The sequence below is a fragment of the Bartonella sp. WD12.1 genome (assembly GCF_002022415.1).
Classification (GTDB): Bacteria; Pseudomonadota; Alphaproteobacteria; order Rhizobiales; family Rhizobiaceae; genus Bartonella.
In genome coordinates, this window is the sequence record NZ_MUBG01000001.1 from 404,603 (window position 1) to 429,567 (window position 24,965).

At 34.7% G+C, this 24,965-nt stretch carries 19 protein-coding genes and 1 pseudogene; 15 read left to right on the forward strand and 5 right to left on the reverse strand.

Going from position 1 to position 24,965, the window contains the following annotated elements:
• Nucleotides 1-315 precede the first annotated feature (315 nt).
• Nucleotides 316-762 (forward strand): DNA polymerase III subunit chi, encoded by a 447-nt coding sequence (locus tag BWD121_RS01540; RefSeq protein WP_078663099.1) that lies wholly within the window; start codon nucleotides 316-318, stop codon nucleotides 760-762.
• A gap of 200 nt (nucleotides 763-962) precedes the next feature.
• Complete coding sequence (locus BWD121_RS01545; RefSeq protein ID WP_078664041.1) at nucleotides 963-1,187, forward strand: hypothetical protein; 225 nt, start codon at nucleotides 963-965, stop codon at nucleotides 1,185-1,187.
• Here the strand turns inward: BWD121_RS01545 and BWD121_RS01550 are convergent.
• Nucleotides 1,184-2,473, reverse strand: a complete 1,290-nt coding sequence (locus BWD121_RS01550; RefSeq protein WP_078663100.1) for an MFS transporter — start codon at nucleotides 2,471-2,473, stop codon at nucleotides 1,184-1,186. The two genes, BWD121_RS01545 and BWD121_RS01550, sit on opposite strands and share 4 nt — an antisense overlap.
• Nucleotides 2,474-2,981: 508 nt before the next feature.
• On the opposite strand from BWD121_RS01550, the gene bafA reads away from it, so the two are divergent.
• From bafA to ndk, 3 genes are all read left to right on the forward strand, one after another.
• Nucleotides 2,982-5,627, forward strand: coding sequence for a BafA family autotransporter (gene bafA, locus BWD121_RS01555; RefSeq protein WP_078663101.1), 2,646 nt, complete (start codon nucleotides 2,982-2,984; stop codon nucleotides 5,625-5,627).
• 822 nt (nucleotides 5,628-6,449) lie between these two features.
• Nucleotides 6,450-6,632 (forward strand): hypothetical protein, encoded by a 183-nt coding sequence (locus tag BWD121_RS01560; RefSeq protein WP_143245241.1) that lies wholly within the window; start codon nucleotides 6,450-6,452, stop codon nucleotides 6,630-6,632.
• 237 nt (nucleotides 6,633-6,869) lie between these two features.
• Nucleotides 6,870-7,292: a nucleoside-diphosphate kinase gene (ndk, locus tag BWD121_RS01565; RefSeq protein ID WP_010703579.1), complete on the forward strand. Its 423-nt coding sequence runs from the start codon at nucleotides 6,870-6,872 to the stop codon at nucleotides 7,290-7,292.
• Nucleotides 7,293-7,615: 323 nt separating this feature from the next.
• Here ndk and pgsA read toward each other — a convergent pair whose 3' ends face one another.
• From pgsA to rlmJ, 3 genes are all read right to left on the reverse strand, one after another.
• Nucleotides 7,616-8,197, reverse strand: coding sequence for a CDP-diacylglycerol--glycerol-3-phosphate 3-phosphatidyltransferase (gene pgsA / locus BWD121_RS01570; protein ID WP_078663103.1), 582 nt, complete (start codon nucleotides 8,195-8,197; stop codon nucleotides 7,616-7,618).
• A gap of 75 nt (nucleotides 8,198-8,272) precedes the next feature.
• Nucleotides 8,273-10,258 carry an excinuclease ABC subunit UvrC gene (gene uvrC / locus BWD121_RS01575; RefSeq protein WP_078663104.1) on the reverse strand — a complete coding sequence of 662 codons (1,986 nt, stop codon included), beginning with the start codon at nucleotides 10,256-10,258 and terminating at the stop codon, nucleotides 8,273-8,275.
• A gap of 437 nt (nucleotides 10,259-10,695) precedes the next feature.
• On the reverse strand, nucleotides 10,696-11,547 hold the full coding sequence (rlmJ, locus tag BWD121_RS01580) for a 23S rRNA (adenine(2030)-N(6))-methyltransferase RlmJ (RefSeq protein WP_078664042.1): 852 nt from the start codon (nucleotides 11,545-11,547) through the stop codon (nucleotides 10,696-10,698).
• A gap of 488 nt (nucleotides 11,548-12,035) precedes the next feature.
• Between rlmJ and nagZ the strand changes: the two genes are divergently transcribed.
• The 8 genes from nagZ to BWD121_RS01620 all read left to right on the forward strand — a co-directional run bounded on the left by nagZ (nucleotide 12,036) and on the right by BWD121_RS01620 (nucleotide 21,402).
• Nucleotides 12,036-13,070: a beta-N-acetylhexosaminidase gene (gene nagZ / locus BWD121_RS01585; RefSeq protein WP_078663105.1), complete on the forward strand. Its 1,035-nt coding sequence runs from the start codon at nucleotides 12,036-12,038 to the stop codon at nucleotides 13,068-13,070.
• Nucleotides 13,071-14,372: 1,302 nt separating this feature from the next.
• Entirely contained in the window at nucleotides 14,373-14,480 is a 108-nt protein-coding gene (locus BWD121_RS08645) for a hypothetical protein (RefSeq protein ID WP_346418108.1), read from the forward strand.
• Between the two features lie 209 nt (nucleotides 14,481-14,689).
• Nucleotides 14,690-15,967: a serine--tRNA ligase gene (gene serS, locus BWD121_RS01595; RefSeq protein ID WP_078663106.1), complete on the forward strand. Its 1,278-nt coding sequence runs from the start codon at nucleotides 14,690-14,692 to the stop codon at nucleotides 15,965-15,967.
• A 133-nt stretch (nucleotides 15,968-16,100) separates the two neighbouring features.
• A complete protein-coding gene (locus BWD121_RS01600; protein WP_078663107.1) occupies nucleotides 16,101-16,760 on the forward strand; it encodes a protein-L-isoaspartate(D-aspartate) O-methyltransferase in 660 nt (219 codons plus the stop codon).
• Between the two features lie 191 nt (nucleotides 16,761-16,951).
• Nucleotides 16,952-18,106, forward strand: a complete 1,155-nt coding sequence (locus BWD121_RS01605; protein ID WP_078663108.1) for a M23 family metallopeptidase — start codon at nucleotides 16,952-16,954, stop codon at nucleotides 18,104-18,106.
• 1,150 nt (nucleotides 18,107-19,256) lie between these two features.
• Nucleotides 19,257-19,715, forward strand: coding sequence for a preprotein translocase subunit YajC (yajC, locus tag BWD121_RS01610; protein ID WP_078663109.1), 459 nt, complete (start codon nucleotides 19,257-19,259; stop codon nucleotides 19,713-19,715).
• Between the two features lie 443 nt (nucleotides 19,716-20,158).
• A complete protein-coding gene (locus BWD121_RS01615) occupies nucleotides 20,159-20,545 on the forward strand; it encodes an MTH938/NDUFAF3 family protein (protein WP_078664043.1) in 387 nt (128 codons plus the stop codon).
• On the forward strand, nucleotides 20,542-21,402 hold the full coding sequence (locus BWD121_RS01620; protein WP_078663110.1) for a phytoene/squalene synthase family protein: 861 nt from the start codon (nucleotides 20,542-20,544) through the stop codon (nucleotides 21,400-21,402). Before BWD121_RS01615 ends, BWD121_RS01620 begins: the two co-directional genes overlap by 4 nt.
• Before the next feature lie 105 nt (nucleotides 21,403-21,507).
• On the opposite strand, the pseudogene BWD121_RS01625 reads toward BWD121_RS01620, so the two are convergent.
• Nucleotides 21,508-23,393, reverse strand: a pseudogene (locus BWD121_RS01625) (peptidyl-prolyl cis-trans isomerase).
• Between the two features lie 151 nt (nucleotides 23,394-23,544).
• Between BWD121_RS01625 and tpiA the strand changes: the two are divergent.
• Together tpiA and secG are read left to right on the forward strand one after the other, a co-directional pair.
• Complete coding sequence (gene tpiA, locus BWD121_RS01630) at nucleotides 23,545-24,309, forward strand: triose-phosphate isomerase (RefSeq protein WP_078663111.1); 765 nt, start codon at nucleotides 23,545-23,547, stop codon at nucleotides 24,307-24,309.
• Nucleotides 24,310-24,389: 80 nt separating this feature from the next.
• Nucleotides 24,390-24,845, forward strand: a complete 456-nt coding sequence (gene secG, locus BWD121_RS01635; protein WP_078663112.1) for a preprotein translocase subunit SecG — start codon at nucleotides 24,390-24,392, stop codon at nucleotides 24,843-24,845.
• Nucleotides 24,846-24,965 lie beyond the last annotated feature (120 nt).

Below are 24,965 nucleotides of genomic sequence, written 5' to 3' on the forward strand. Positions count from 1 at the left end.
ACAACCTCTTTGTGCTCTTTTTTCTAATAAGCAACAAGAGATAATTCAATAATTTTAATTCATTTTGTTATGTTTTTTCAAGTATGGTATCAAGAAAAGCTAAGAAAATGGCACAGAATAAATTTTTTCATTTATTAAAAAAATTACGATTTTTCTTGTTTCTCTTTGCTATTATTTAATACATAAAAAAAGACAATGCACATAAAAAAAGAGGGAATTATAGTGTTCCAAGCCATTCCTTCTCTATTTAGAAATATAGAAATATTTCCAAAAGAGTGTTACACTTTTTCGATAAAGAGTGATGAGGATTAAGAGGTGGATATTCTATTCTATCATTTAACACAATCAACACTAGAAGATATTTTACCAGTATTGATAGAACGTGCAGTTGCGCGTTTTGGCAGAGTAACAATACAATGTATGAGTGAAGAACAGCGCGATGCCATAGATACTCGTTTATGGGTTTACGCTGAGGGGGCATTTATTGGGCATGGAACTGAATGTGATAAATATCCAAATTTTCAGCCTGTATTTCTCACTACGGGGCATGAGAATCCGAATGATTCAAAAATACGCTTTCTTGTAGAGGGAGCGGTTTGTCCGGATATTAATATTTATCAACGACTTGTAGTGATATTTGATGGTCGTAATGACGAACAATTAAATCTCGCTCGTGCACAGTGGAAGGAATATGGAACAGAAAACCATAATTTAACTTACTGGAAGCAGACTGAAAATCGCGGTTGGGAAAAGCAAATTTGATATGCATAGCATTTATTATTCTAATTTATTGGTATTGTCTGGATAATTAATAAAGAACTCTTTTATTATGAAAAAATTAGAAGGAAAGTCATTATTTTATTGTTATTTTTCTTTTGGAGAGCGATAAAATATTACCTGTAATCACATATTGGAATGGAATAGCGGTGGTTGATCGGATTTTACTTGCTTTATGGTCAGTAATGCTGGCTTTTTTTTGTGTTTCATGGTTGGGTACAACGCATATTCTATCACAAATATTTTCTATCATTCATGTTGATTATATTGCAGATATTTTATTCTTTTTTCTTTGTGTATTGTTTGCTGGGATATTATGGTGGAGTGTGCCTCGACCAATGTCTTTAAAAATAAAATTGGCGGCATTTCTGCCGCCAGCGTTAATTTTATTATATTTTATTGTATCTTAGTAAGATATCTCTTTATCTGTAAAGCAAATAAAGCAAATAAGTGAAATAAAAGCAGAAAAGAGAAGATAATAGCCAACGTAAGTTACATCAAAATATTGTACCAGAGATTCTGCAATATAAGGTGCAAAAGATCCGCCAACAATACCAGCTAAGTTGAAGGTTAAGGATACACCAGTGTATCGAATAGCTGTTGGGAATGGTGATGCAAGAATGGTACCCAACGGGCTATATGTAATCCCTAGAAGCATTAAGCCAATGATAGACATTGCAAGAACGCCTACAATTCCAGAATGTAGGAAGTAGGGAATTGCAAAAGAGTAAATACCAGTACTTATTGTTACCCAAATCATCAAAGTTCTGCGCTTAATACGATCAGCGAATTTTCCAGTGAGGGCAATAGAAAGGCCAAAAACAATAGCTCCAATCATCTCTATTTGCAGTGTTTGATTAAATGGTAATTGCAGATGATTTTTTGAGTAACTTAATAAATAGGCAGTGACCAAATAAAATAAGACAAATGCTGTCATGCTGGCAAATGTACCAAGAAGCACAATCCGCGGATGTTTGAAGAACACATTGATAACAGGTACTTTGACACGCTCTTCATGATCAAGAGCTTTTTTAAATTCAAGTGTTTCACCAATTGAAGTACGCACCCATAATCCTAAGATGACGAGAAAAGCTGAAGCAATGAATGGAATACGCCATCCCCACGTGAAAAGTTGGTCAGAGTCAAGGCTGTTCCACAGCCCAAAATAAACTGCAATAGATAAAAGTAAACCAGCTGGAGATCCTAATTGAGGAAACATTGCATACCAACCACGTTTTTCTGGTGGAGCATTTTCTGTTGCAAGTAGAATAGCTCCACCCCATTCTCCTCCCAATCCAATTCCTTGACCAAGACGGCACATAGTTAAAAGAAAAGGCGCCCACCAACCGACTGTTTCATAAGTGGGAAGAATGCCAATAATAACTGTTGAAATACCCATTGTGAGAAGAGCAGCGACAAGTGTTGCTTTCCGTCCGATTTTGTCACCAAAATGTCCAAAAATAATAGATCCGAGAGGACGGGCAAAAAAAGCAACACCGAAAACAAGGAAAGATTGTAAAATAGCAAGTTGATTGTTTTGCTGTGGAAAAAACAAATAAGGAAATACAAGAGCTGCAGCAGTTGCAAAAATGTAAAAGTCAAAATACTCAATTGTTGTGCCAACAAGGCTTGCAAACAAAATTCGAATAGGTGAATTTGTTTGATTTACGCGCTGTCTTTCTACGCTTATGGACATGAATAGGATATTCCTTTTATATAGATAATTAAAATATTAAGATAAGATTTTAATAGTTATAAGAATTTCATATTAGTGTCGAGTCAGTATTGTTACGATTTAATTGTATAAGAATAATAATAGGGCATGATAAGAGTGAGGGAAAATGTATTGTTACTACTGATCATGCTATTTATTAAATTTAGCGTTAGATTAAATGTAATAAAAAAGCTTTTTTTAAAAGCAGCAGGGGGATAGAAGTATATCATTCTACATAAACGGCTTAAGCTCTCAATTGTTTCATTTTGTATTTTTAAATGAAAATATTGTTTTCATTTTTTCTACACAGTTTTGCTTTTACAAGCTAAAGAAATCGGCCAAAAAGCGCTTTAGCAATTTCTGATTAAAATTTATTATCGCTGCATATAAAACACATTACGACATAAATAAAACACATTATGATATAAACAGGAGCAGTCTGTTAAGAAGGAGGAGTGTTTATTTAATTATTGATAATGGAATGTAGATTGTGCAGCACAAATACAGACTAAATGTTTCGATATTATTAATGAGTAGTCTTCTCATACAAAATATAAATGCACGTGAAAAAATCACTGAAAATGTGAATGAGCTGTTGAAAAATTTAGTGATTGATAAAGGAGGGACACAGAGAAACGTACGCACTATTTGGGGTATCAGTCAGAATACTAAAATTGAAAGAGGTGAAATCAAAATTGTTGAGTACGGAAGCTCAGTGAATGCTACTGTTACCGAAGGTGGAAAACAGGTAGTTATGGGTGGAGCAACTGCAATGAATACTAAAGTCGAAGGTGGTAAGCAATTTGTTTTAGGAAGTAGTGATTTTCAGAGTAAGAAGAGTAGTGCTTATCATGCTATAATTTCTGGGAAAGATGGAGTTTTTGGGCAACAGAATGTATATGATGGTGGAGAATCTTGGTATACAAAAATTATGAAAGGGGGAGAGCAAAATGTTTATAAAGTAGTGCAAACAAAAAAAGGTGGTACTACATCAAATACTGAAGTTTCTGAAAATGGTAGGCAGCGCATTTTGGCAGGGGGTGAGGCTAAAAATGTTACTCTAAAAGATGATGCTGTTCAAATAGTATATAGGGGTGGGGTTGTAGACAATCTAACAATTAGTGATTCTGCCAATTCATGGGTATATGTTGGCGCAACATTAACAGGAAAAACAATAGTTAATAATTCTGGGCATCTTCATCTTTATGCTGGTGATCCTACAAGCCATATTACAAGAGAAGATATTATTGTGACTGGGCAGCCAAGTATATCATTGTTTTCTGTTGGTCCGTGGAGCGATGAAAGTAACTCTCAAATTAATATTGAAAATTTAAGTGGGAATGGAACTGTTAGTGTTTCTTCTGTTGGGTATAACCATCATCATTTACATCTTTATGTTAAGAGTCTTTCAGGTAGTTTGCATTTCCAGTTTAATTTGAGTAATATGGGAGGCCGTAGCGATTACCTTTTAATTGATAATGGTACGGGTAATCATAAAATAAGCGTTACTGATTCAGGTACTGAAATTGCAAATTTTTTCTTACAAAAGAATCATGTAGTTACCGGACTCAATTTAATTACCGATAAAAGTAGAAAAGCTAAGTTTACTTTAGTAAATCGATCTGGTCAAAATACTAATGCTTTTGATGGTGGAACCTATATGTATGGTTTGTATTCTAGAGAAAGCGTGAAAAATGGAAAAAATGAAAAAATTTGGTATTTGGGGGCAAACATTCCTAAAACACATCGGATCCGATCTCGTCGGTATGCGGGGCAGCATGATTTCGATACTTCAGTGCTCAGTTCAGAAAGTTCGCAGGTTTCTGATGTATTAACTTCTCTATTTCTGGAAGATCGGGTTGCTGAACCTAAATCTCGAAGACGTCCTCCTCGGCATGTGAGACAGCATGAGCCTGATATTTCAGTACTTAGTTCAGAAAGTCCGCAGGTTTCTGATGTATTAACTACTCCGTCTTTACAAGATCAAACCACTGAACCTAAACCTCGAAGACGTGCTCCTCGGCATGTGAGTCAGCATGAGCTTGATATTCCAGTGCTTAATTCAGAAAGCTCGCAGGTTACTGATCCGTCAACTGCTCCATCCTTAGAAGATCAGAACACTCAGCTTAAATCTCGAAAACGTTTTCCTCGGCATTTGAGTCAGTATCAGCCGAACTCTTTGGAGTTTGATTTAGAGGAACCGCAAGCTTCTGATTTTTTAACCACTCCTTCAACTGATGCAGTACTATCTCTAGCGGTTGCTCCTGAACTTGTTTTTAACAATGAGTTACAAAGTTTGCGTGCTGGAAGGGGTGTTTTAGAGAAAAATAGGGAGAATACGGCTCTCTGGACATATACGATCAAGAACAAAGAACAAATTGCTACAGGTCATACACACTTTAAGTTGGATCAAGCAGGGATAATGTTGGGTACTGATTGGGTAACACAGTTACTATATGGAAAGCTCTATATTGGTGGTTTTGGCAGTTATGATCAAGCACGTATTAATCATGCTCGTCGTGGTGTCAGTGGTATGAATACTTATAGCTTTGGAACTTATGCGACCTATTTAAATGAATATGGTTGGTATTTGGATAGTATTGTGAAATATAATCGTTACCAAAATCATCTTAAAGCAGTTTCTACAAGTGGTTTGGCTATCCAAGGAGATTATAATCAATGGGCGATAGGTACATCCTTGGAAGGAGGTTATCGTTTTCAAACAGGGCAAAGCACTTGGGTGCGACCTTATAGCCAATTCACGTGGTTACAGGTTAAAGATAAAGAAATACAGCTTTCCAATGGTATGATAGGTGATATAAGTTCATCTACTTCATTACGTAGTGAGGTTGGACTGTCTATTAGGCATGCATTTAACTTTAATACAAATGTTTCTTCTTTAATAGGTTATGTGACGGCCGCTTGGTTGCGTGAGTATATAGATAATAATCATACAATGATTAATAAACGGCATAAATTTATCACTGACTTGTCTGACAATGCAGGTAAATTGGCAATAGGTTTGAATAGTTTTGTCAGCAAAAACTTAACATTTTATACAGAGGCTCAATATCTTAAAGGTCATAAAATGACGCAGTCACTTCAGGGGATTTTGGGTATACGCTACAGTTTTTAAGTATGCGATTATTTGTTCTCTGATCAACTTTAGATATGTATCTGTTTATTGCAAATAAATGCTTCAATGTGAGACCTATTTTCGAAAGAGTGTACTTTATAAGCTTTAATGTATTATTGTGTGTTGTGTTTTTGTATTTTGTCCTCCTATTTAATCCTTGATCTTAGAGGCATATTTTAGAACAAACGGAGTATTCTTAAGTCAAATAAAATCTTATGGAATGAAAAAGGAGTCTTTGTTTTGCCTGCTTTTGAAACATATGAGTGATTTGACCTAATTAATTGATCAAGATAATTGAGGATGTAAAGAAGTATCTCTTTTATAAAAGAAAATAGAAATAAAATAGCAGTGTCTTTAATTCTTATGTCTATTTGTATTTCGTGTTGATAAAGCAATGTAAATTTAGTGCATTTGGAATTCTTTTATTTTTTTATGTTTGTGCATATTTTATAATTTTTTCAAGAAATAGGTTATGAAAATAGGTAAAAGCTCATTCTTCATTGAAATAAGCAGTTCGTTTATTGAAAATGCTTATTGATGCTTTGGTTCTGGCTATTTATGTGTGTGATGATACAAGATTGGAATGTTTTTAACGGTGCCGTTTTGTTGGTTGTTCTTACAAAAGCAACTTTGTTCTCTTGGAGAAGTTAAGAACTTCTATTAACAATGTATGAATAGCAATAATACATATAGGATTAATTTCTATTTTTATTTTAAGGAAAAGATTAGCATATTTTTTGTCGTGGCTAGAACAATTTCAAGCAAAGATTGTTTAGTTGTTTGTACTTCTTAGATAACTTGTTCAATTCACTATTTTAAGACATGATGATATTACCACTTTATGGTAGGGAGGTCGCCTGTGATAGCGTGAAAAAGATTAATTTCCAATTAGTTATGATGGTAGATTCAGTTTTTGAAGCAATGGGATGGGAAAGCGATGTTGGAGCGGTGATCAATCAAAAATATCTGGCCATCCGTATTGCAATATCATTAGATATTAAATGAAATGAGAATCTTCCTTTTTGTATGGATTTTTAATCAACACGATTAGATTTGACCTGTAGAAAATAGAAGATGATTTTGTAAGTGTGAAGTCATTGACCGATAGCATTTCTATTTTATAGAGGTAAGCTTTGTAAAAATATGCAATTTTAAAATTGATATAAATTCACTAACGGTTACTTGGCAAAAGGCTTCTTATAGAATAACAAGATAATTTTTTATGAAATTAAAGGTAATCAAATGGCTGTAGAACGTACTTTTTCGATGATTAAACCCGATGCAACGCGTCGTAATTTGACAGGAGCAATTACTAAAATGCTTGAAGATGCAGGTTTACGTGTTATTGCATCTAAACGTGTGTGGATGAGTCAACATGAAGCTGAAGGGTTTTATGCGGTTCATAAAGAACGCCCTTTCTTTGGAGAGTTAGTACAATTTATGTCTTCTGGTCCAACTGTTGTTCAGGTTTTGGAAGGAGAAGATGCAATCGCGAAAAACCGTGAAGTTATGGGGGCTACGAATCCTGCTGATGCACAGGAAGGGACAATTCGTAAAGTATACGCCTTGTCGATTGGTGAAAATTCTGTTCATGGTTCAGATAGTGCTGAATCTGCAAAAACAGAAATAGCTTATTGGTTTTCCGATATTGAAATCGTTGGTTAATGAAAGCATGTGCGAAAATTAGAAAATCCTGAAATAGTGTTCAGGATTTTTTCTTGCTAAGTGATAAATCTCTATTCAAAAATTCATAACATAAATATCATATAAATTTTTCGATTGTTTTAAGATAATACTCCATTTCCAATATATGCAATGGAGTATTTTATCACGACAAAAGCTCAAAAATGCATAATTGTAATCGATGGCTTTATTATTTGCATATTTTCCGAATTTTACCATTGATATTAAAAAACATTACATTTCAGTACAATAGTATCGGATATTTTTCTAACCGCTAATTAAGCTACAATTTTATCATTTATCTTTTATGTAATAACGTGTTTTAAGCCTGCACGAAAATAATCCCATCCTGTCCACAATGTGAGAAGAGCTGCAATCCATAGCATAGTTATGCCAAATTCCATTGTATAAGGAAAAATTTTATTACCAGCTGGGCCTGCTAAGAGAAAGATAATGGCTACCATTTGTACAGAAGTTTTCCATTTTGCAAGACAAGAGACGGGAACACTAACTTTTAATTCAACCAAATATTCACGTAATCCTGATACAAGAATTTCCCTACAAAGAATGATAATGGCTGCCCAAAGTGTCCACCCAGCAATAGTGCTATCTGCTGCAAGCAACAGCAAACAGGATGAAACAAGCAGTTTATCTGCAATTGGATCTAACATACGACCAATGTTGGATGTTTGTTTCCAAATACGGGCAAGATAGCCATCCAAAAAATCTGTAATAGATGCAATCACAAAAATAAAAACAGCGATCCAGCGTCCAATATCGCTTGATTGTAGCCGTCCTTCTAAAAAAAAACACGCAACAACTAATGGAACTGCGACAATTCGTGCGTAAGTCAGAATATTTGGAAAAGAGAAAGTATGATTTTCCATTGAGCCGTTTTCAATCCTTTGTGAAGTACAGCATGTTTTATAAACGTAACAAGGCAATGAATATGAAGCAAGTCCTTATTTTTCATTAAAATGGTTATGAATTTTTTGTGCCATTGCGGTAGAAATACCTGCTACTTTGTTTAAATCTTCAACAGAAGCATTGGCGATGGCTTTGGTGCTTCCAAAATGGTTAAGCAAAGTATATTTTCTTGTAGGGCCTATATTTTCGATTTCATCAAGTAGATTTTTGAATGTTTCTTTTTTTCGTTTTATTCTATGGGTTTCGAGTGCAAACCGGTGTGCTTCATCACGTAAACGTTGCAAAAAGTAAAGAATAGGATCGTGTGAGGGGAGTGTGAAAGGTAGTTTCCCTTTTATAAAAAATCGTTCACGACCGGTATTACGGTCAGCACCTTTAGCTATACCAATTGCTGTGACAAAATCATCTAATCCCAATTGAGATAATAATGTACGAACGACATTTATTTGTCCTTCACCACCATCAATTAGGATAAGATCAGGCCAAATGGGAAAAGAATTATCACTATCATTTTTTGTATCTTTGTTCCTATTAGGCAAGCCATGTTCTTTAATAAGACGTGAAAATCTTCGTTCAATAACTTCTTTCATCATACTAAGATCATCACCAGGTGTAATATCAGTCGAACGAATGTTGAATTTGCGATATTGATTTTTAATAAATCCTGTTTGATCAAAAACAACCATTGCACCTACCGCATTGGTACCCATGATATGTGAATTGTCATAGATTTCTATGCGGCGTGGGGTATGGGGTAGTTGAAATGTTTCAGCAACACCTTGAAGGAGTTTTATATGTGTTGCTGTTTCAGCAAGTTTACGTCCCAGAGCTTCATAAGCATTGGTATAAGCGTGATTAACAAGAGATTTGCGTTCACCTTTTTGCGGTAAGGATAGAAATATTTTGTGATTTGCTTTTAGATTTAATGCTTCCGTAAGAAGTGCTTCTTCTTCAATTTTTTCCGATAAAAGAATGAGTTTTGGAATTGGTTTATCATCATAAAATTGGGTGATAAAACTCGTTAAAATCTCAGCATTAGAGAAAGATGAATCTGCTTTTGGAAAATAAGCTCGATTTCCCCAATTTTGCCCCATGCGGAAAAAAAACACTTGAATACAGGTCATTCCTCCTTGTTGTGCAATTGCAAATACATCCGCTTCTTTTACCGTTTGAGGATTAATGCCTTGATGGCTTTGTATATGAGAAAGGGCTGATAAACGGTCGCGATAAGCAATAGCTTGTTCAAAATCAAGATTTTCTGAGGCTTTATGCATAGCTTGAGCCATATCTTTTTTTACCGATTGGCTTTTCCCAGAAAGGAAAGCTTTTGCTTTTTGAACCAGTTTTATATAATCGCTATCATTGATTTCATGTGTACAAGGGGCTGAACATCGCTTGATTTGATAAAGCAAACAAGGTCGTGTGCGATTGTTAAAAACTGAATCAGCACAAGTTCTTAATAAAAAAGCGCGTTGTAAGACGTTGATTGTTTGTGCAACAGCACCGGAAGAGGCAAAAGGACCGAAATAATGGGCTTTTCGTGTTCGAGCGCCGCGATGTTTGTAAAGTGCAGGTGCTCGGTGATCATCAGTAATAATGATATAGGGGAAGCTTTTGTCATCGCGCAGTAGTACATTAAAACGCGGGTGTAATCTTTTGATGAGATTAGCTTCTAAAAGTAATGCTTCTGTCTCTGTATGGGTAACAACAAATTCCATATGATATGTTGCACTAATCATACGAATAATACGGTTATTATGCCCTTGTTCACGGGTATAGCTTGAAACGCGTTTTTTTAAATTCCGTGCTTTACCAACATAGAGAACGTCACCATTTTCATTAAACATTCGATAAACCCCTGGTTTGTGAGGAAGGTGTTTAACAAATTCTTGTATAAGTGCAGCTCCTTTGAGTTGATGGTTATCATTTCTTTGGTGAGCATTGTCCCATATGATATTAGACAGAAAAGATAGTTTTTTTTCTTTATTTGGAAGACAGGATGTATCGTTTTTCAGGGTCATTCAATTTTTCCAACAAGATTTTGCGTTTGCCACGTGAAATGTTGTTTTCTGTCAAATATTATTATTCGTTTGTTTGAAGTTTTATCTCCCAATAAATAGACGCATTATAGTATAAATTCTATGATTTTTAATTATCATTTTAGACCAAAGATCATCAAGTTAATTCCATAAGGCAATTTATGAGCTGGTCTATCCTACCTATAAATTAATTGAAAGAGTGAGTTTGATTATAGCCTGATTACCAGAGATTTTTAGAATGGTTTTGGAAAAAGAAAATCAAATTTATATTGTTAGCCGTCATATTCATTTCTGTTTTATAATCAATCTTCAAAAGTTGAGTAATCTGTAATGGAGTAAGTTCTCTTGCTAATCAGCTTGATAGCTTTATCTTCGTTGTGAAGAGTGCTTTATTAAAGTGGAATGCCTTCATATTATAACTATTCTTTATGGAGCCATTTATAGGTAATTTGCGCACTCTTATCCTGTCCAAGACGGTTAATAAGGAAAGGAGTAAGTTTTTGCATTTCTTCTTCAAGAAGATAAGGAGGATTGATAAGAATCATACCACTCCCATTCATTGTAGTTGGTGTTATTTTTTTTCGAATACGCATTTCAAGCTGGAGAATTTTTGGAATTCCCGTTTTATGTAGAGCATGAAGAAAATTCTCGATTTCTTCATTATATTTAACAGGATACCATAAAGCGTAAGTGCCTCCAGAAAAACGTCGATATGCTTTCACCACCCCATCAATGAGACGAGAAAATTCATCAGGTTTTTCAAAAGGTGGATCAACAAGAATAAACCCACGTTTTTCTTTTGGTGGTAAGTGAGAATTTAAAGAGAGCCAACCATTTAAATGCAAAATTTTTGTTTGATAATCGCCGGCAAAGTTGTTTACTAAGGTTTGGTAATCTTCCTTATGTAATTCAATAGCAGTGAGCCGGTCTTGCTTACGCAATAGTTGACGGATAAAAATAGGTGATCCAGGATAGAATATAAGCTCTTTATTTCCTTTATTTATTGTATTAATGACATTACACCATGGATGTAAGAGTGTTTTCACATCTTCCGGAATGGGTGTTGACAAAAGCCTTCCCACGCCATCACGCCATTCTCCTGTTTTATGTGCTTCTAGGGAAGAGAGATTATAAAGTCCAATTCCTGCATGCGTATCTATAACGCGAAAAGCTTTTTCTTTACGTTTGAGGTACTCTACGATGCGTGTGACAATAATGTGTTTAAAAACATCAGCAAAATTGCCAGCATGATAAATATGCCGATAATTCATAACCAAATTTTATCATATATATGATTGATTGACCAAAATTCTTTTATTTCTTTTTAAATCTTTTTTTGATGTAAAATAACAATTTTATGTATCAGTGAGAGCTCTATTATAAAAGCAATATATTGATTAAAAAGGCTGATGCATCTAGAAAACTTCACTATGCATTGGCGTTTATCCATTATATTATTTTTTACATCGATGCGATTTATATAAATGAGGTTTATCGTTAGTATTTAGGCTATTTACCAACCCAATGAAAAATTAGTGCTTGTAAAGTAAACACAGTTATTTTGTCGGAATTTTTTCAAATTATAAGATCATACTGGGTAAAATCTCTATCTTTTATTAACATGATTATCTCGTGCTAAAATAATAAGATGATTGTACATAATATTTGTCTTTAAAATTAGTATGGGTTTGAAAGCATTTCAATTCACTCAAAATATATTGATAAATCATTATCAAATAAATATTAAGGTTTTATAATAATGTTAGAAATAAAAGCCATGATTACCGGTATTTCAGGTCCGGTTCTAACAAATGATGAAAAGGCATTTATTACTGAGCATAAGCCTTGGGCTTTTATTTTATTTGCGCGTAATATTAGTACCGCAGACGATATCAAAGCACTTACTGCATCTTTATGTGAAGTTAGTGAACGTGATGATATTTTTATTTTCATTGATCAGGAAGGGGGAAGGGTGCAACGCTTGCGCCCACCTTTAGCACCTAATTATCCAATGGCTGCAACTTTAGGAGCTATTTATAAAAAAAATCAGGAAGCAGGTCTTCGTGCTGCTTGGATTATGTCACGGCTTCATGCTTTTGATTTGATGAAGCTTGGCATTAATGCAAATTGTCTTCCGTTGTTAGATGTACCGGTGGTAGGGGCTCATGACGTTATTGGAACGCGCGCTTATGCTCAAGAACCAGAAACGGTTACTGCTTTAGGGCGTGCAGCTGCTAGGGGGCTTTTAGATGGTGGTGTTTTACCAGTAATGAAACATATTCCCGGACATGGTCGGGCATTGTGCGATACGCACTTAAAGATGGCACGCGTAGATGCAACCTTTGATATTTTAGAACAATATGATTTTATACCTTTTAGAAATTTAGCGGATTTTCCAGCTGCAATGACTGCTCATATTGTTTATGAGGCAATTGACGATAAAGTACCTGCAACATTGTCTAAGAAAGTTGTAGAGGATATTATTCGTAAAAAGATTGGTTTTGATGGTCTTTTAATGACAGATGATGTGTCAATGAAAGGTCTTTCAGAGAGTATATGTTCGAACGATCTTTCAGATTTAACACATAAAATTTTTGCAGCAGGTTGTGATATTGTTCTTCATTGTAATGGTAATTTGGAAGAAATGCTTGTTATTGCTCATGCTACTCCGTTTTTATCAGGAAAAGCCTTAGAGCGTGCTTGTAATGCCCATGCTAGGGTTGGAAAGCCTGATGTGTCAGATGAGGTTGCTTTAAGAGAAGAATTTTCAAGTCTCTTAGCTTTTGTTAAATAAATATGTAATTTTGAGTTGGCTTGATTTATTAAATATGTTGCATAAGAGTGAAAATGGCATAACAATATTAGCTTGAGACAATCGATGTTTTGTTACGTTTCATTTAGAAAAGAAATGTACAAATAAGATATAATTATATTTAAAATATCATTTATATAGTGAGTGTTCATGCTATGAAATTGAAGTTGGTTTCAACAATTTCAATTGTTATCAGTAAAATTTGCAAGTCAAATGCCAAAAGAAATTCTTCTTTTTTAAAAACAGGAAAAAGCCTGTTTCTAAAAAGTAATATATGAAATCACAAAGACGAAATCATAATTTTAGCATGAATCATTTTAAGTGAGAAAGTCGAGTCTAAACAATGTGTAGGATGTGGGATTAATAGGGCAAAGTTTTTAATTATCTTATTTGTTTTTATTATTGTAGTTGAATTAAAAAATTGGCCTAATGTATAATAATAAAGGCCAAGGCATATATACGTTTGACGGCCAATAAATCTCAACATCAGTTTGATGATACAATAAAATAAACTGAATTGAATAATTTGCAAAAGACATTATCAAATAACAAAAATTCCTAATCCTTACAAAGAATTAACGATTTTTTTTGATTCAATTCATGATGTATTGAAGGATATCCAAGATAATCTTGATGTAAATACGATATTTCATAAATTGGAACAAGATAAAGGCGTTTTTTACATGCGCTAAAAAGCATTGAAATAAAGAATTAAGGGTATTTGTTATTCATAGTTATAAGCTATAGGTATAACTTCTAAAGATAGGAAAAATAGTAAAAACGTGTCGTAAATTTAAAAAAGATAGAATTAACACCAGTGTAGCACCGTTTTTAGAGCACTTACGTTAAATTACGTTAGCAAGTTATTGCATCTCTAATTGCATTTTTATCACATTTTATAATGTGTTTTCTCCCTCAAGGATTATTTTTGTATTTTTTGATATAGCCTTATCAGTGGATGATAAAGATATAGGGTGGTGATCCTGAAAATATTTGTTTTCAATCAGCGCAAGTATAGGAAACTTTTTTACGAAAATAAAACTTTCCGTTTTGGGATAGCCATTTATCATTTGCCTATATGGCTTCAGCTTTATAATTTAGAGTGCCAGGGCTTTAAAAATAAGCGTCTGACTTTTTCACCATTTCTTATCAGTGCGCCGTTTTTTAATTGGGGTGCATTTGTTTACGGTTTATTAGCACCTTATGATACTTCGGTTTAGCCTCTCTCTGAATCTTCATTGAAGAGTAAAGTTTATAGCGCGTATCTCTAGTTATCTGAACTTTGTGACTTCATTTATCTGGATTTTTGGTTTGATTTTTCAATTATCTCTTATTGCTAGGTTATTAATGAAAATTGGATTGTTGACATCTCATATGTTGCCGTCCAAATGAAAGTGGGTCGTCCTGATTTCTTTTATAATTGCGGTTATGGTAACACCATCGGATTTTTTTCTATGTTTGCAGTAGCTTTACCGACGATAATTCTCTATGAAATATCAATTTTAATTGCTTGCTGGATAGGAAAAAGAAATCCTCTTAATAGAAGTTTATATTTTGTATAATAAGCAATCAAATAAAAACGATGTAAATAAGGAGTTCTAATGCTCGATATTAAATGGATCCGTGAAAATCCTGAAAAATTAGACGCAGCTCTAAAAAATAGGGGGATTGAACCACAAGCTCAAAGGTTGATAGAGCTTGATCTTGAACGTCGATCGCACGTTGCAAAAATACAATGTGCACAAGAACGTCGCAACGTGGCTTCAAAAGAAATAGGGCAAGCTTTAGCTGCGGGTGATCAGAAAAATGCTGAACGTATTAAAGCTGAGGTTGAGGAAATTAAAGATTTTCTTTCTTCTGCTTCAATGGAAGAAAAGCAACTAACGGAAAATCTTGAAAAGACTCTTTCAGCTATACCAAATATTCCATTAAGTGATGTTCCGGAAGGCAAAGATGAAAAAGCTAACGTTGTTGTTCGGCACTTTGGTACACCTACGACGTTTGATTTTACACCGAAGGAACATTTTGATCTTGGTCAGAATCTTCAACAGATGGATTTTGAACAGGCAAGTCGTTTATCTGGTGCACGCTTTACAATACTTTCAGGGGCATTGGCACGGCTTGAGCGCGCATTAGGTCAATTTATGCTTGATATGCATGTAGATGAACATGGTTATACAGAAGTTTCAGTACCTCTTCTTGTACGTGATGAAATTGTTTATGGAGCAGGACAATTACCAAAATTTTCTGACGATCTTTTTCGAACTACAGATGGCAAATGGCTTATTTCCACAGCGGAAGTGCCATTAGTTAATTTAGTAAATAGTGAAGTTCTTGATATATCAGATTTACCTTTACGGTTTTCTTCTCTTACACCTTGTTTCCGTTCAGAAGCAGGGGCAGCTGGGCGTGATACACGTGGGATGCTGCGTCAGCACCAGTTTTGGAAGGTAGAAATGGTATCAATTACTACCGAAGAACAATCCTTAAGTGAATTAGAGCGTATGACAGAATGTGCGGAAAATGTATTGAAGCGGCTTGGGTTGCCTTTTCGTACTGTGCTTCTTTCTACTGGTGATATGGGGTTTTCTGCTCGTAAAACTTATGATATTGAAGTTTGGCTTCCGGGGCAGGGGTGCTATCGTGAAATTTCAAGTTGTTCAGTTTGTGGGGATTTTCAAGGACGACGTATGAATGCTCGGTATCGTACAAAAGGTGAAAAAACATTACACTTTGTGCATACTCTGAATGGTTCTGGTACAGCTGTTGGTCGTTGCCTTATTGCTATTCTTGAAAATTATCAGCAGGCTGATGGATCAGTTATTGTCCCAGATGTTTTGCAGCCTTATATGAAGGGAATAAGTCGTCTCACTATTTAACTTGTGTGAATAAGCACCAATACACGTTTATTATTGATAAATGATAATAGCGTTTATTAGAAAATTTGAATGCTTTTAAAAAGTAATGCACGTGTAAATAGAGTAATCGTTACATTAAAAATCGAATGATATTATGGAGCAGAAGAAAAATTTACAATTTCGTGAGGAATTGGCAAGCCTTGTACTGAAAATGCGCAGTAAAGGGGTTGATGATCTACGCTTTTTTGCTGCGTTTGAGAAAATTCCACGTCATCATTTTGTCGCTGTTCCTTGGCTTAAGGGTGCATATGATAATAAAATTATTCCAATTGAGTGTGGTGAGTATATTGAGCGTTTAGAAGAACAGCTTTTAATTCTCGCTGCGTTATCGTTGAAAAAAAAGCACCGTGTTTTAGAAATTGGTACAGGTTCTGGTTTTTGTACTGCTCTTATGGCGTGTCTTAGTGATCGAGTGATAACGATTGATCGTTATAGAACACTTGTTGAATTGGCACGGCAAAGATTTCAAACTTTAGGGCTTGACAATATTGTTGCACAGCAGATTGACGCAAGTAAAGGTATTACGAGTTTTGGATCGTTTGATCGTATTCTTATTTGGCCATCACGCTCTGATGAACCGGAAGAATTTTTAGAAATTTTAGCTGGGAATGGAATTCTCATTCAAGCTATTGGGCCAGATGAAGGGGTGCAAACTGTTATGCGTTATACGAAAATTGGTAGCCAATTTGAACGTTCAGAAATGTTTCAAGTACGTTATCAACCCTTTATTGAAAACGTTGCAGAAATACTTTGATTTTTTAGGTTAAGAGGTTGTGAAGAAACCTATGTGCTCTATTTATAACAAATTCATTTTGGTCTTTTTGTGAAATTTTTATAGGTAAAATATTCAATCTTTAACTCTTAGGTAATATTAGCAAGATTTAATAGAATGAGTTGGGTATTGGCCAATAAATAAACCATATATTTGAATTTTTGAGTAACATTATGCGGTATAGTCTTCAGGGGATAGTTCTTTGGGTTGTAGTAACGATAATAACGGGTTGTAGTTCTGGTACACAGCGTTTTTATGATGGTTTTTATAAAGGTCCTGCTCAGTCGACTACACTCACAACAATGTCTGATGATCCACAAATGTTATCAGAAGGTGGGATAATACAAAGCAGTGAGCTACCACCTGTGGAGTCACCTTATGATTCAGGAGTTAATGATAGTTCGTATGATTCTCTAGAACAGGGAACCACATCTTATTCTGATAAGCACAGAGAGTTTTCCTCTGATGGGCGAATTATGGGCTCTCCACCGCAAAATCTTGGAACACTTTCTCATTCACAAGTGAATAATCCTCCTACTTCTAGGCGGGGATCTTATATTGTACAAAGTGGTGATACCCTGTTAAGTATTGCACGGCAAATAGGAGTTAGTGTTGAGGCGTTAAAATTAGCAAATGGTATGAATAATCATTCTATCCATGTTGGTCAGGTGCTCATTATCCCAGATGAACGCACAAGTGTACCTTCAAATGCTTCCAATAATACTCAAGTAACATCACAAACTCCATCTTCAACTCCATCTAAAGTTGTATCCTCTGTTGAAAGTAAAAAGGATCCATCATCTGTGTATGGAACTTCTGTAACAACTACATCTGCGAGCAAGACTGATTCCTCAAATGTTAAGCAGGATTCTTCTCTGCAAAAGCCTGTAACTGCTTTATCGGATACAGTGGTTGATTCAGATGATGTTGTTGCTCCGCAAGCAACAGGGATTTCTAAAATGCGTTGGCCAGTACGAGGGCGTTTGTTAAGCCACTTTGGTCAAAAGAAAGGAACAGTAGTTAGTCGAGGAATAGAAATTACTGTACCTGAAGGTTCATCAGTAAAGGCAGCGGAAAATGGTGTTGTTATCTATGCAAGTGATGGATTAAAAGAACTTGGCAATGTTGTCATGATTCGGCATGAAGACAATATTATTACTATTTATGGACATAATAATAAACTTGTTGTTAGTAGAGGGCAAAAGGTACGGCGTGGTGATGAGATTGCTAAGTCTGGTGTTTCAGGAGATGCTACAACACCGCGCGTTTATTTTGAGGTCCGTAAGAACACTGTGCCTGTCGACCCTATCAAATATTTAGAAAATTAACGGAAGAGTCATTTTATTATATAAAATTAAAGGTTGTCTAAGTTGTTTTTAATTGTATATTAAAACAAAGGCTTATTTAGGGCCGTTATTCAGGTTCTTGTCTGTTATAATTTTGCTATTTTTATAGTATTAGAATGATTTTCGTATGTTATTGCTCTTTCTAAGATGTGATTTATGAGTTTTTTAAATTATTTTGTAGTTTATTATAAAAAGAGTACTATAAGTATTCATCATATTATAATGTGATTTTTTACTGCAATTTATAAAGAAGCTAAAAACTAGAGGTGATTAGAGAATCATCTTTTTATAGCTGTACAGAAATAGTAATAACTATAAAGTACGTGTTGTCAGTTATATATGGTAGCCATAGATGTTACCTTTTTGATGTTGCATGAAACATGATATTTTGAAAGTGTTTTTGACACTATTATCAAAGTAGTTTTTAAAGCTTTAGATAATGGATTGTTATAGTAAATAAAAACTATTACAGAAGATGATAAGGTGATATTTCTTATTTTAAAGGGGTTCATTAAAGTAAGAAGGGCGATGCTGTTAAACAGTATTTTCAATAAGTTTAAGAGTTTTTTCGATATCCAGTATATTTGGATTACACTATATAATTTATTGAATCACTAATGACTAACCTGTGTTGTATATGTTCGGCAGTCCCATAAAATGGGCTGTTCTTGAACAGATTATTACATATTTTCAGTGAGATGTCCTTGATATTAAAGATTGCAAATAAAGTTTATGTCAACTCAATTGATGTTATTAACAAACCCGAAATATAATTTACTGGAATTTAGCAAAGTAATCAGCTCAGGTAGCATTTAAACGAAAGATATTATACGATTAAGATTGGCGATCAATTGATCTAATTTTGGAAACAAAAAATTATTTTACATTAGTTGTTTTTTCAATTTATGAGAGATCTTATATTTTTTGTATGTATTGGACAGAATGAAATCGTTTTTTAGAAGTATTTATTTGTTGTGTTTTAGCTTTTAAGGTTTTATTTCCTTTGGAAAAGCTAAAACTGTATAATGTAGTGGTTAGGATATATAGTATCTAAGAAATTTTTCTTTCTCTAAGCCAAAAGCTTATTTTAGTAGAGGGGAAATATATGAAGTTTAATCTATAGGAGATCAAAATGTTTATTACTAACGCTTATGCTCAGGCTGCAGGCGGCATTTCTGGTGGGTCGTCGCTTATTACCTTTGTTCCTTTCATTCTGATTTTTGCTATTATGTATTTTTTGATTATTCGCCCACAGCGTACGCAAATGAAAAAGCGGCAGGAAATGCTTAATGCTGTACGCCGTGGTGATACAGTTGTGACGGGTGGCGGTATTATCGGTAAAGTTACAAAGGTTTATGATGAGCAGGGTGAGTTAGAGGTTGAAATTAATGACAGTGTATGCATTCGTGTTGTTCGTTCAACTTTAGCTGATGTTCGTATTAAAGGTGAGCCACTTTCGGAAGAAAAGCCAAAATCTACTGCTAATGCAAAGGCACCAAAAAAACCCGTAGCTAAAATTGCAAAGAAAACAAGTACGGTAATAACGAAGAAGGAGAAAGTTGCACCAAAGGGGGATAAACCGAAACTGTAATTGCACTTGTAGAATTTTCACCCTTATAGAGGTAAAATGGCTTTTCATAGAAAAGCCATTTTATTTTAGGGGTCTTTATAATCAATAATAAAGATTGTATCTTTGGTTATTATTCTATGAGAATATATTTTATTTGAATAGTCGTTGTTAAATTAATAAAGGGTTAGAACGGTTTTAGCTATTAATATAATTGTTATATGACTGAAATTACTTATTTTTTGAGCAAATAGGCTAAAATAAGTCTTCCTTTTGAAGCATAGTTATTTAAATATCATTTGTAATATTTTTTTGTATATTCACCTGTTTTGTTTGATGATTTTGATAAAAGATTTTGTGTCAGTGTTGTTATAGGAGCTATTATAGCAGCCTAATTTATTATTGGTCTTTTGTTAGTTTTTGGGGGAGGAAAAAGGACAGTTGGGTTTTTAAAAAAGGCGCTTATTATGTTTCATGCAATTCAAATCCGTGAAGCACATTTTCCAGGACGCACACCTATTGATGCTTATGGAAATGGTGGTTTTCGTTTCGCTGATATGTCACATCGTGGTTCTATTATGTGTGTACCATCGGGCGTTTACGGTATTAATATGGTAGAGCCTATACCCACTCGGGATGATATTTCTCGTATTTTAGAAGAAGCAGATCAGATTGAAGTTTTATTAGTGGGTACTGGAGTCGAATTATTGCGATTACCTGAAACATTACGAGCACTTTTACGAGAAAAGCATATTTCAACAGATACTATGAGTACAGGAGCAGCAGTGCGTACATTTAATATTCTTTTAGCTGAAAATCGTGCAGTTGCTGCAGTGTTGTTTGCAGTAGAATGACAAGTTTTCTCCCTTATTGTTTTGATATTTTACGTGCTACAGACCGTGATCGCTATATATCAGTTTTATTTGCACCCAAAAACAAGCGCAGGGCATTAGCTGCTCTTTACGCTTTTAATGCAGAAATTGCTCGTATTCGTGAAAGTGTGCACGATCCACTTATTGGTGAGATACGATTACGTTGGTGGTATGATTCTATTGCCAATGGTGAAATAAAAAATAATAAACATAATCCAATTTTGGATGATTTATTGACAACAATTGCTCTGTTTAATTTACCTAAGACAGCTTTTTTACGTTATTGCGATGCACGGGTTTTTGATCTTTATAATGATCCAATAATAACCATTCATGATCTTGAAGCTTATTGTAGTAAGACAGCAAGTACAATTTTACAGCTTGCATGCCAGATATTAGATTTTGATGCAGCACAAAATTTCACAAAAGCATACGAACATGGAGGAATTGCTCAGGCAGTGAGTGGTATATTGCGTCTTTTATCGTTTATGCAATCACGATATCAACGCTATTTTCCTTCTGATATGCTAAAGGTTATGGGGATGGAAAGGGAAGAGTTGGAGTTCAATCATATCAATAATGAACAAAAACATGAGATCATTAAAGCTATGGTAGCGTTATCAAAAGACCATTATCTCAAGTTTTACGAACATTCTATCACTTTACCTAAAACACTCAAACCAGCATTCCTTCCATTGTCAATTACACCAGCATCTCTTCAAAGAACGATGCAATTAGGAGCGAAAGTTTTTCAAGAGAATGTAACTTTATCTCAGCTTCATCGTTATTGGTTGATAACAAAAGCAGCGATGAGTGGCCATTTTCCAAAATTATTATAAATCAATGTCATCTAAGAAGGAGTTTATTTAACTTTTTCCATTGTTAAGCAAAACGCTTATTACAATTTTGTCATTGAATACGTAAAATCATTCATAAAATTTTCATTAAAAAGTATTGAAGATGCGATTATAGTTAGAATTGTTAATTTTCACTGGGTGTTCTTTATTCGCAACTTGGAGTATTTCTAGCTTTAAATCTTCTCTTATCATCATATTCAGATTATTACGAACATCAGATGAAATGGTTTGAGCGGTGATATTGTCAGGTATCGCTGAGGCCGTTATTTTATAGACGATGCGGTTTGTTGTGAGTGTACCTTTAGCGATGCCATAGTGACCTTTAGGGTTAGAAAATAATGCTTTAATGTCTTCAGATCCGAAAATTTCTGATGAATCTTGGCGCCGTAAAGCTTGAGTCGTTTGTTTTTTAACGCCAAATTCAACAGCAAGAGAATCAAGGCTTTTTCCTTTATTGAGCTGTTTGAGAGCATTTTCAGCTTTTTCATCGAGAAGGCGTTGGATTTCTTCACTTTTCCATTGAGTAATGGCGTCTTGTTTTACTTCTTCAAGTGTTCTGTCACGAGCAGGGATGATCGTATCTACTTGATACCAGAGATATCCTCCTTCTTGAAGAGAGAGCAGGTCAAGCTCGGTTTCTACATTTGCTTGATAGATAGCATCTAACAAGATATCTTTTTCAGGTAAATCTGTTAGTGTTATCCCTTCAATTGTTTTTCCTTGTTTATCGATAGTGATTTTACGCAGAGGCAAGTTATATTGGTCGGCAATTTCTTTAAGAGAGGCTCCTTCAAAACGGGCATTTTCAATTTCTGTATACTTATTGTGTATATCAGTAGCAGCACGGTTTTGTGTAAGTGTTTGGCGAATATTCTTTTCTACAGTTTCAAAAGGAATAGAACTTGAAGGTGTAATATCTATAACACGAATAATTACAGGACCTTGCAAATCATCAATGACAGTACTAACTTGTCCTTTTTTGAGTTCAAAAATCTCAGATTCCAGGTGATTAGGACGTTCACTTTTTACTAAGGGTCCTTTTTTTATATCATTGAGAGTCTTTTTTTCAGCTTTAACTAAGTCATCAAAACTTAAACCATCAGCTATTTTTTTTGCAGCTTCATCAGCCGCTTCGCGTGTAGGGAAGCGTAATTCTTCAATTATACGTTTCTCAGGAGTTGTAAAACGTGAGATATTTTGAGTGTAATAAGCTTTGGCTTCATCTTTAGAAATATCTTCTAATTGCACAAACTTTTCTGGTGTTATAGACAATAAAGAGACAGTGCGATATTCTGGGGCACGAAATGCATTTTTGTGCGTATCAAACCATTTTTGCAAAGTTTTTTGATCGGGATCGGCAGTTATTTCTTTTTCTTTTAAATCGACAATGAAATAATCAGCAATACGCGTTTCTTCCTGATAAATAGCAAAGGCTTTATAGAAAATATCTGGCACCTTCATACCAGAAAGTAAAGCTAGAGTGAGCTGATTGCGTTTTTCTTTTTGAGTGTAATAATCAAAGAAATCATTTTGGTTAACACGTAATTGCTGAAGAAAATTGAGAAATAAATCTCGACTGAAGGCTCCATTTTCTTGAAAAATATTGTCAGCACTAATAGCCTGGGCTATCATGTCTTTTGAAAGATTAATTTTCATTTTACGTGCTTGTTCATTTAAAAGTACATCTTGTTGTAATTGAGTAAGAACAAAAGCAGGGATTCTATATTGCTGTATTTCCTCTGGGGTAAACATTCGTTCAAGATGGGAATTGAGCGCTAAACGTAAGCTCTGATCAGCAAGTGCAAGGCGGTAAGTATCAACAGTTGTTGTTGACTTGCCAGAGGTGAGTAAATCTCTCTCACCTTGTGTGTATAACTGTGGTACACCCCATAAAAAAATGAAACATAAAAGTAAAACAGCAAAAAAAGCCTAGCAAACCAAGAATTTTTAGCGCTTCTTAGGGTATCAAGCATCGTTTAATTCCATTTATATGCACAATGATTATCAAAGCAGTGATCGAATTTGCAATAAAGATGCACAAGATGCAAGCTTAAAGACTTGCTTTCGTTTCATAATTTGGTACTTAAAGCGATAATTTTTTTTTAAAGCTCTTGAGGTAAAGACATGACTCCAAATATTCGGCCTTTAATTGCTGGAAATTGGAAAATGAATGGAATGGGTGAATCTCTTAAAGAGTTACATGCCATCGCTACTGGTATTCGCTCTGATTTGGGTTGTTTATTTGAAGCGCTTATTTGTGTTCCAGCAACGCTTTTATCGCGTGCTTCTGATACGTTGAGTGGTGAAAAGTTGTTTTTAGGGGGGCAGGATTGTCATTTCAGTGATAGTGGTCCTTATACTGGAGATATTTCAGCTGCTATGCTTAAAGAGGCAGGGGCCAGTCACGTTATTATTGGACATTCAGAACGTCGTACGGCTTACCATGAAAATAATGCGATTGTTTGTGCTAAAGTACAAGCTGCATGGAGGGCAAATCTTGTTGCTCTTGTTTGTATCGGTGAGACATTAGAAGAGCGTGAAAATGGCAAAGTATTAGATGTAATCGCGCACCAGCTTGAGAGTTCTTTACCAGATAACGCGACAGCACAGAATATAATTATTGCTTATGAACCTATATGGGCTATAGGTACGGGTAAAACTCCTACTTCAGAGGATGTTGCACAAGTGCATAATTTTATTCGTGATAAGATCAGTTATCGTTTTGGTAACGAAGGGTGTCACATGCGTTTGCTTTACGGTGGATCTGTCAATTCATCAAATGCACTTGAATTTTTGAGTACTAATCATGTTAATGGTGCTCTAATTGGTGGAGCAAGTTTAAAAGCGATTGATTTTTTAACTATTTGCGATGTTTATCGTCAATTATAAGAAAAGAATTCATAATTATCTCTTGGATTATGCGCAATTTGTATATAAATAACTATAAGTGTTTATAAAGAGCAGAGTTTATGCAAACAGTACTACTTGTAATTCATTTTTTGATTGTTATCACTTTGATTGGCGTTGTGTTGATTCAGCCTTCAGAAGGTGGCGGGCTTGGTACGAGTAGTGGTTCGGGGTTTATGAGTACTCGTGGGACCAAAAACATGTTGACACGTTTAACGACTATTTTAGCAATTTGTTTTTTTACAATGTCCATTGTACTGGTTGTAGTTGGAAATATATCAAACTCTGATTCTGATATTCTTAATCGCATTCCGATTAATTCAGAACAAAATCCGGCGAACAAAAGTACGACAGAAGAGGGTAAACCATCATCTAATCAAAGTTCCAAGCCTTCTATTTTCGAACAATTAGGTGGTGCTTCGACATCTTCTCAAAAACAAAGTAAGCCTACTGCCCCTGCAGTTGAAAATCCAATTCCATCACCAGTTGAAAATCCAAGTGATAATGGCGTCAACTAATTTTTAAAAATTTAATATGGATTTTAAAAAGATTGTTTTTGCACCTTTTTTACTTTGCAAAAATAAAAATTTCTTTTTAGCATTTTTTTGACTAGAAAAATTATAATAAACTGCTTATTA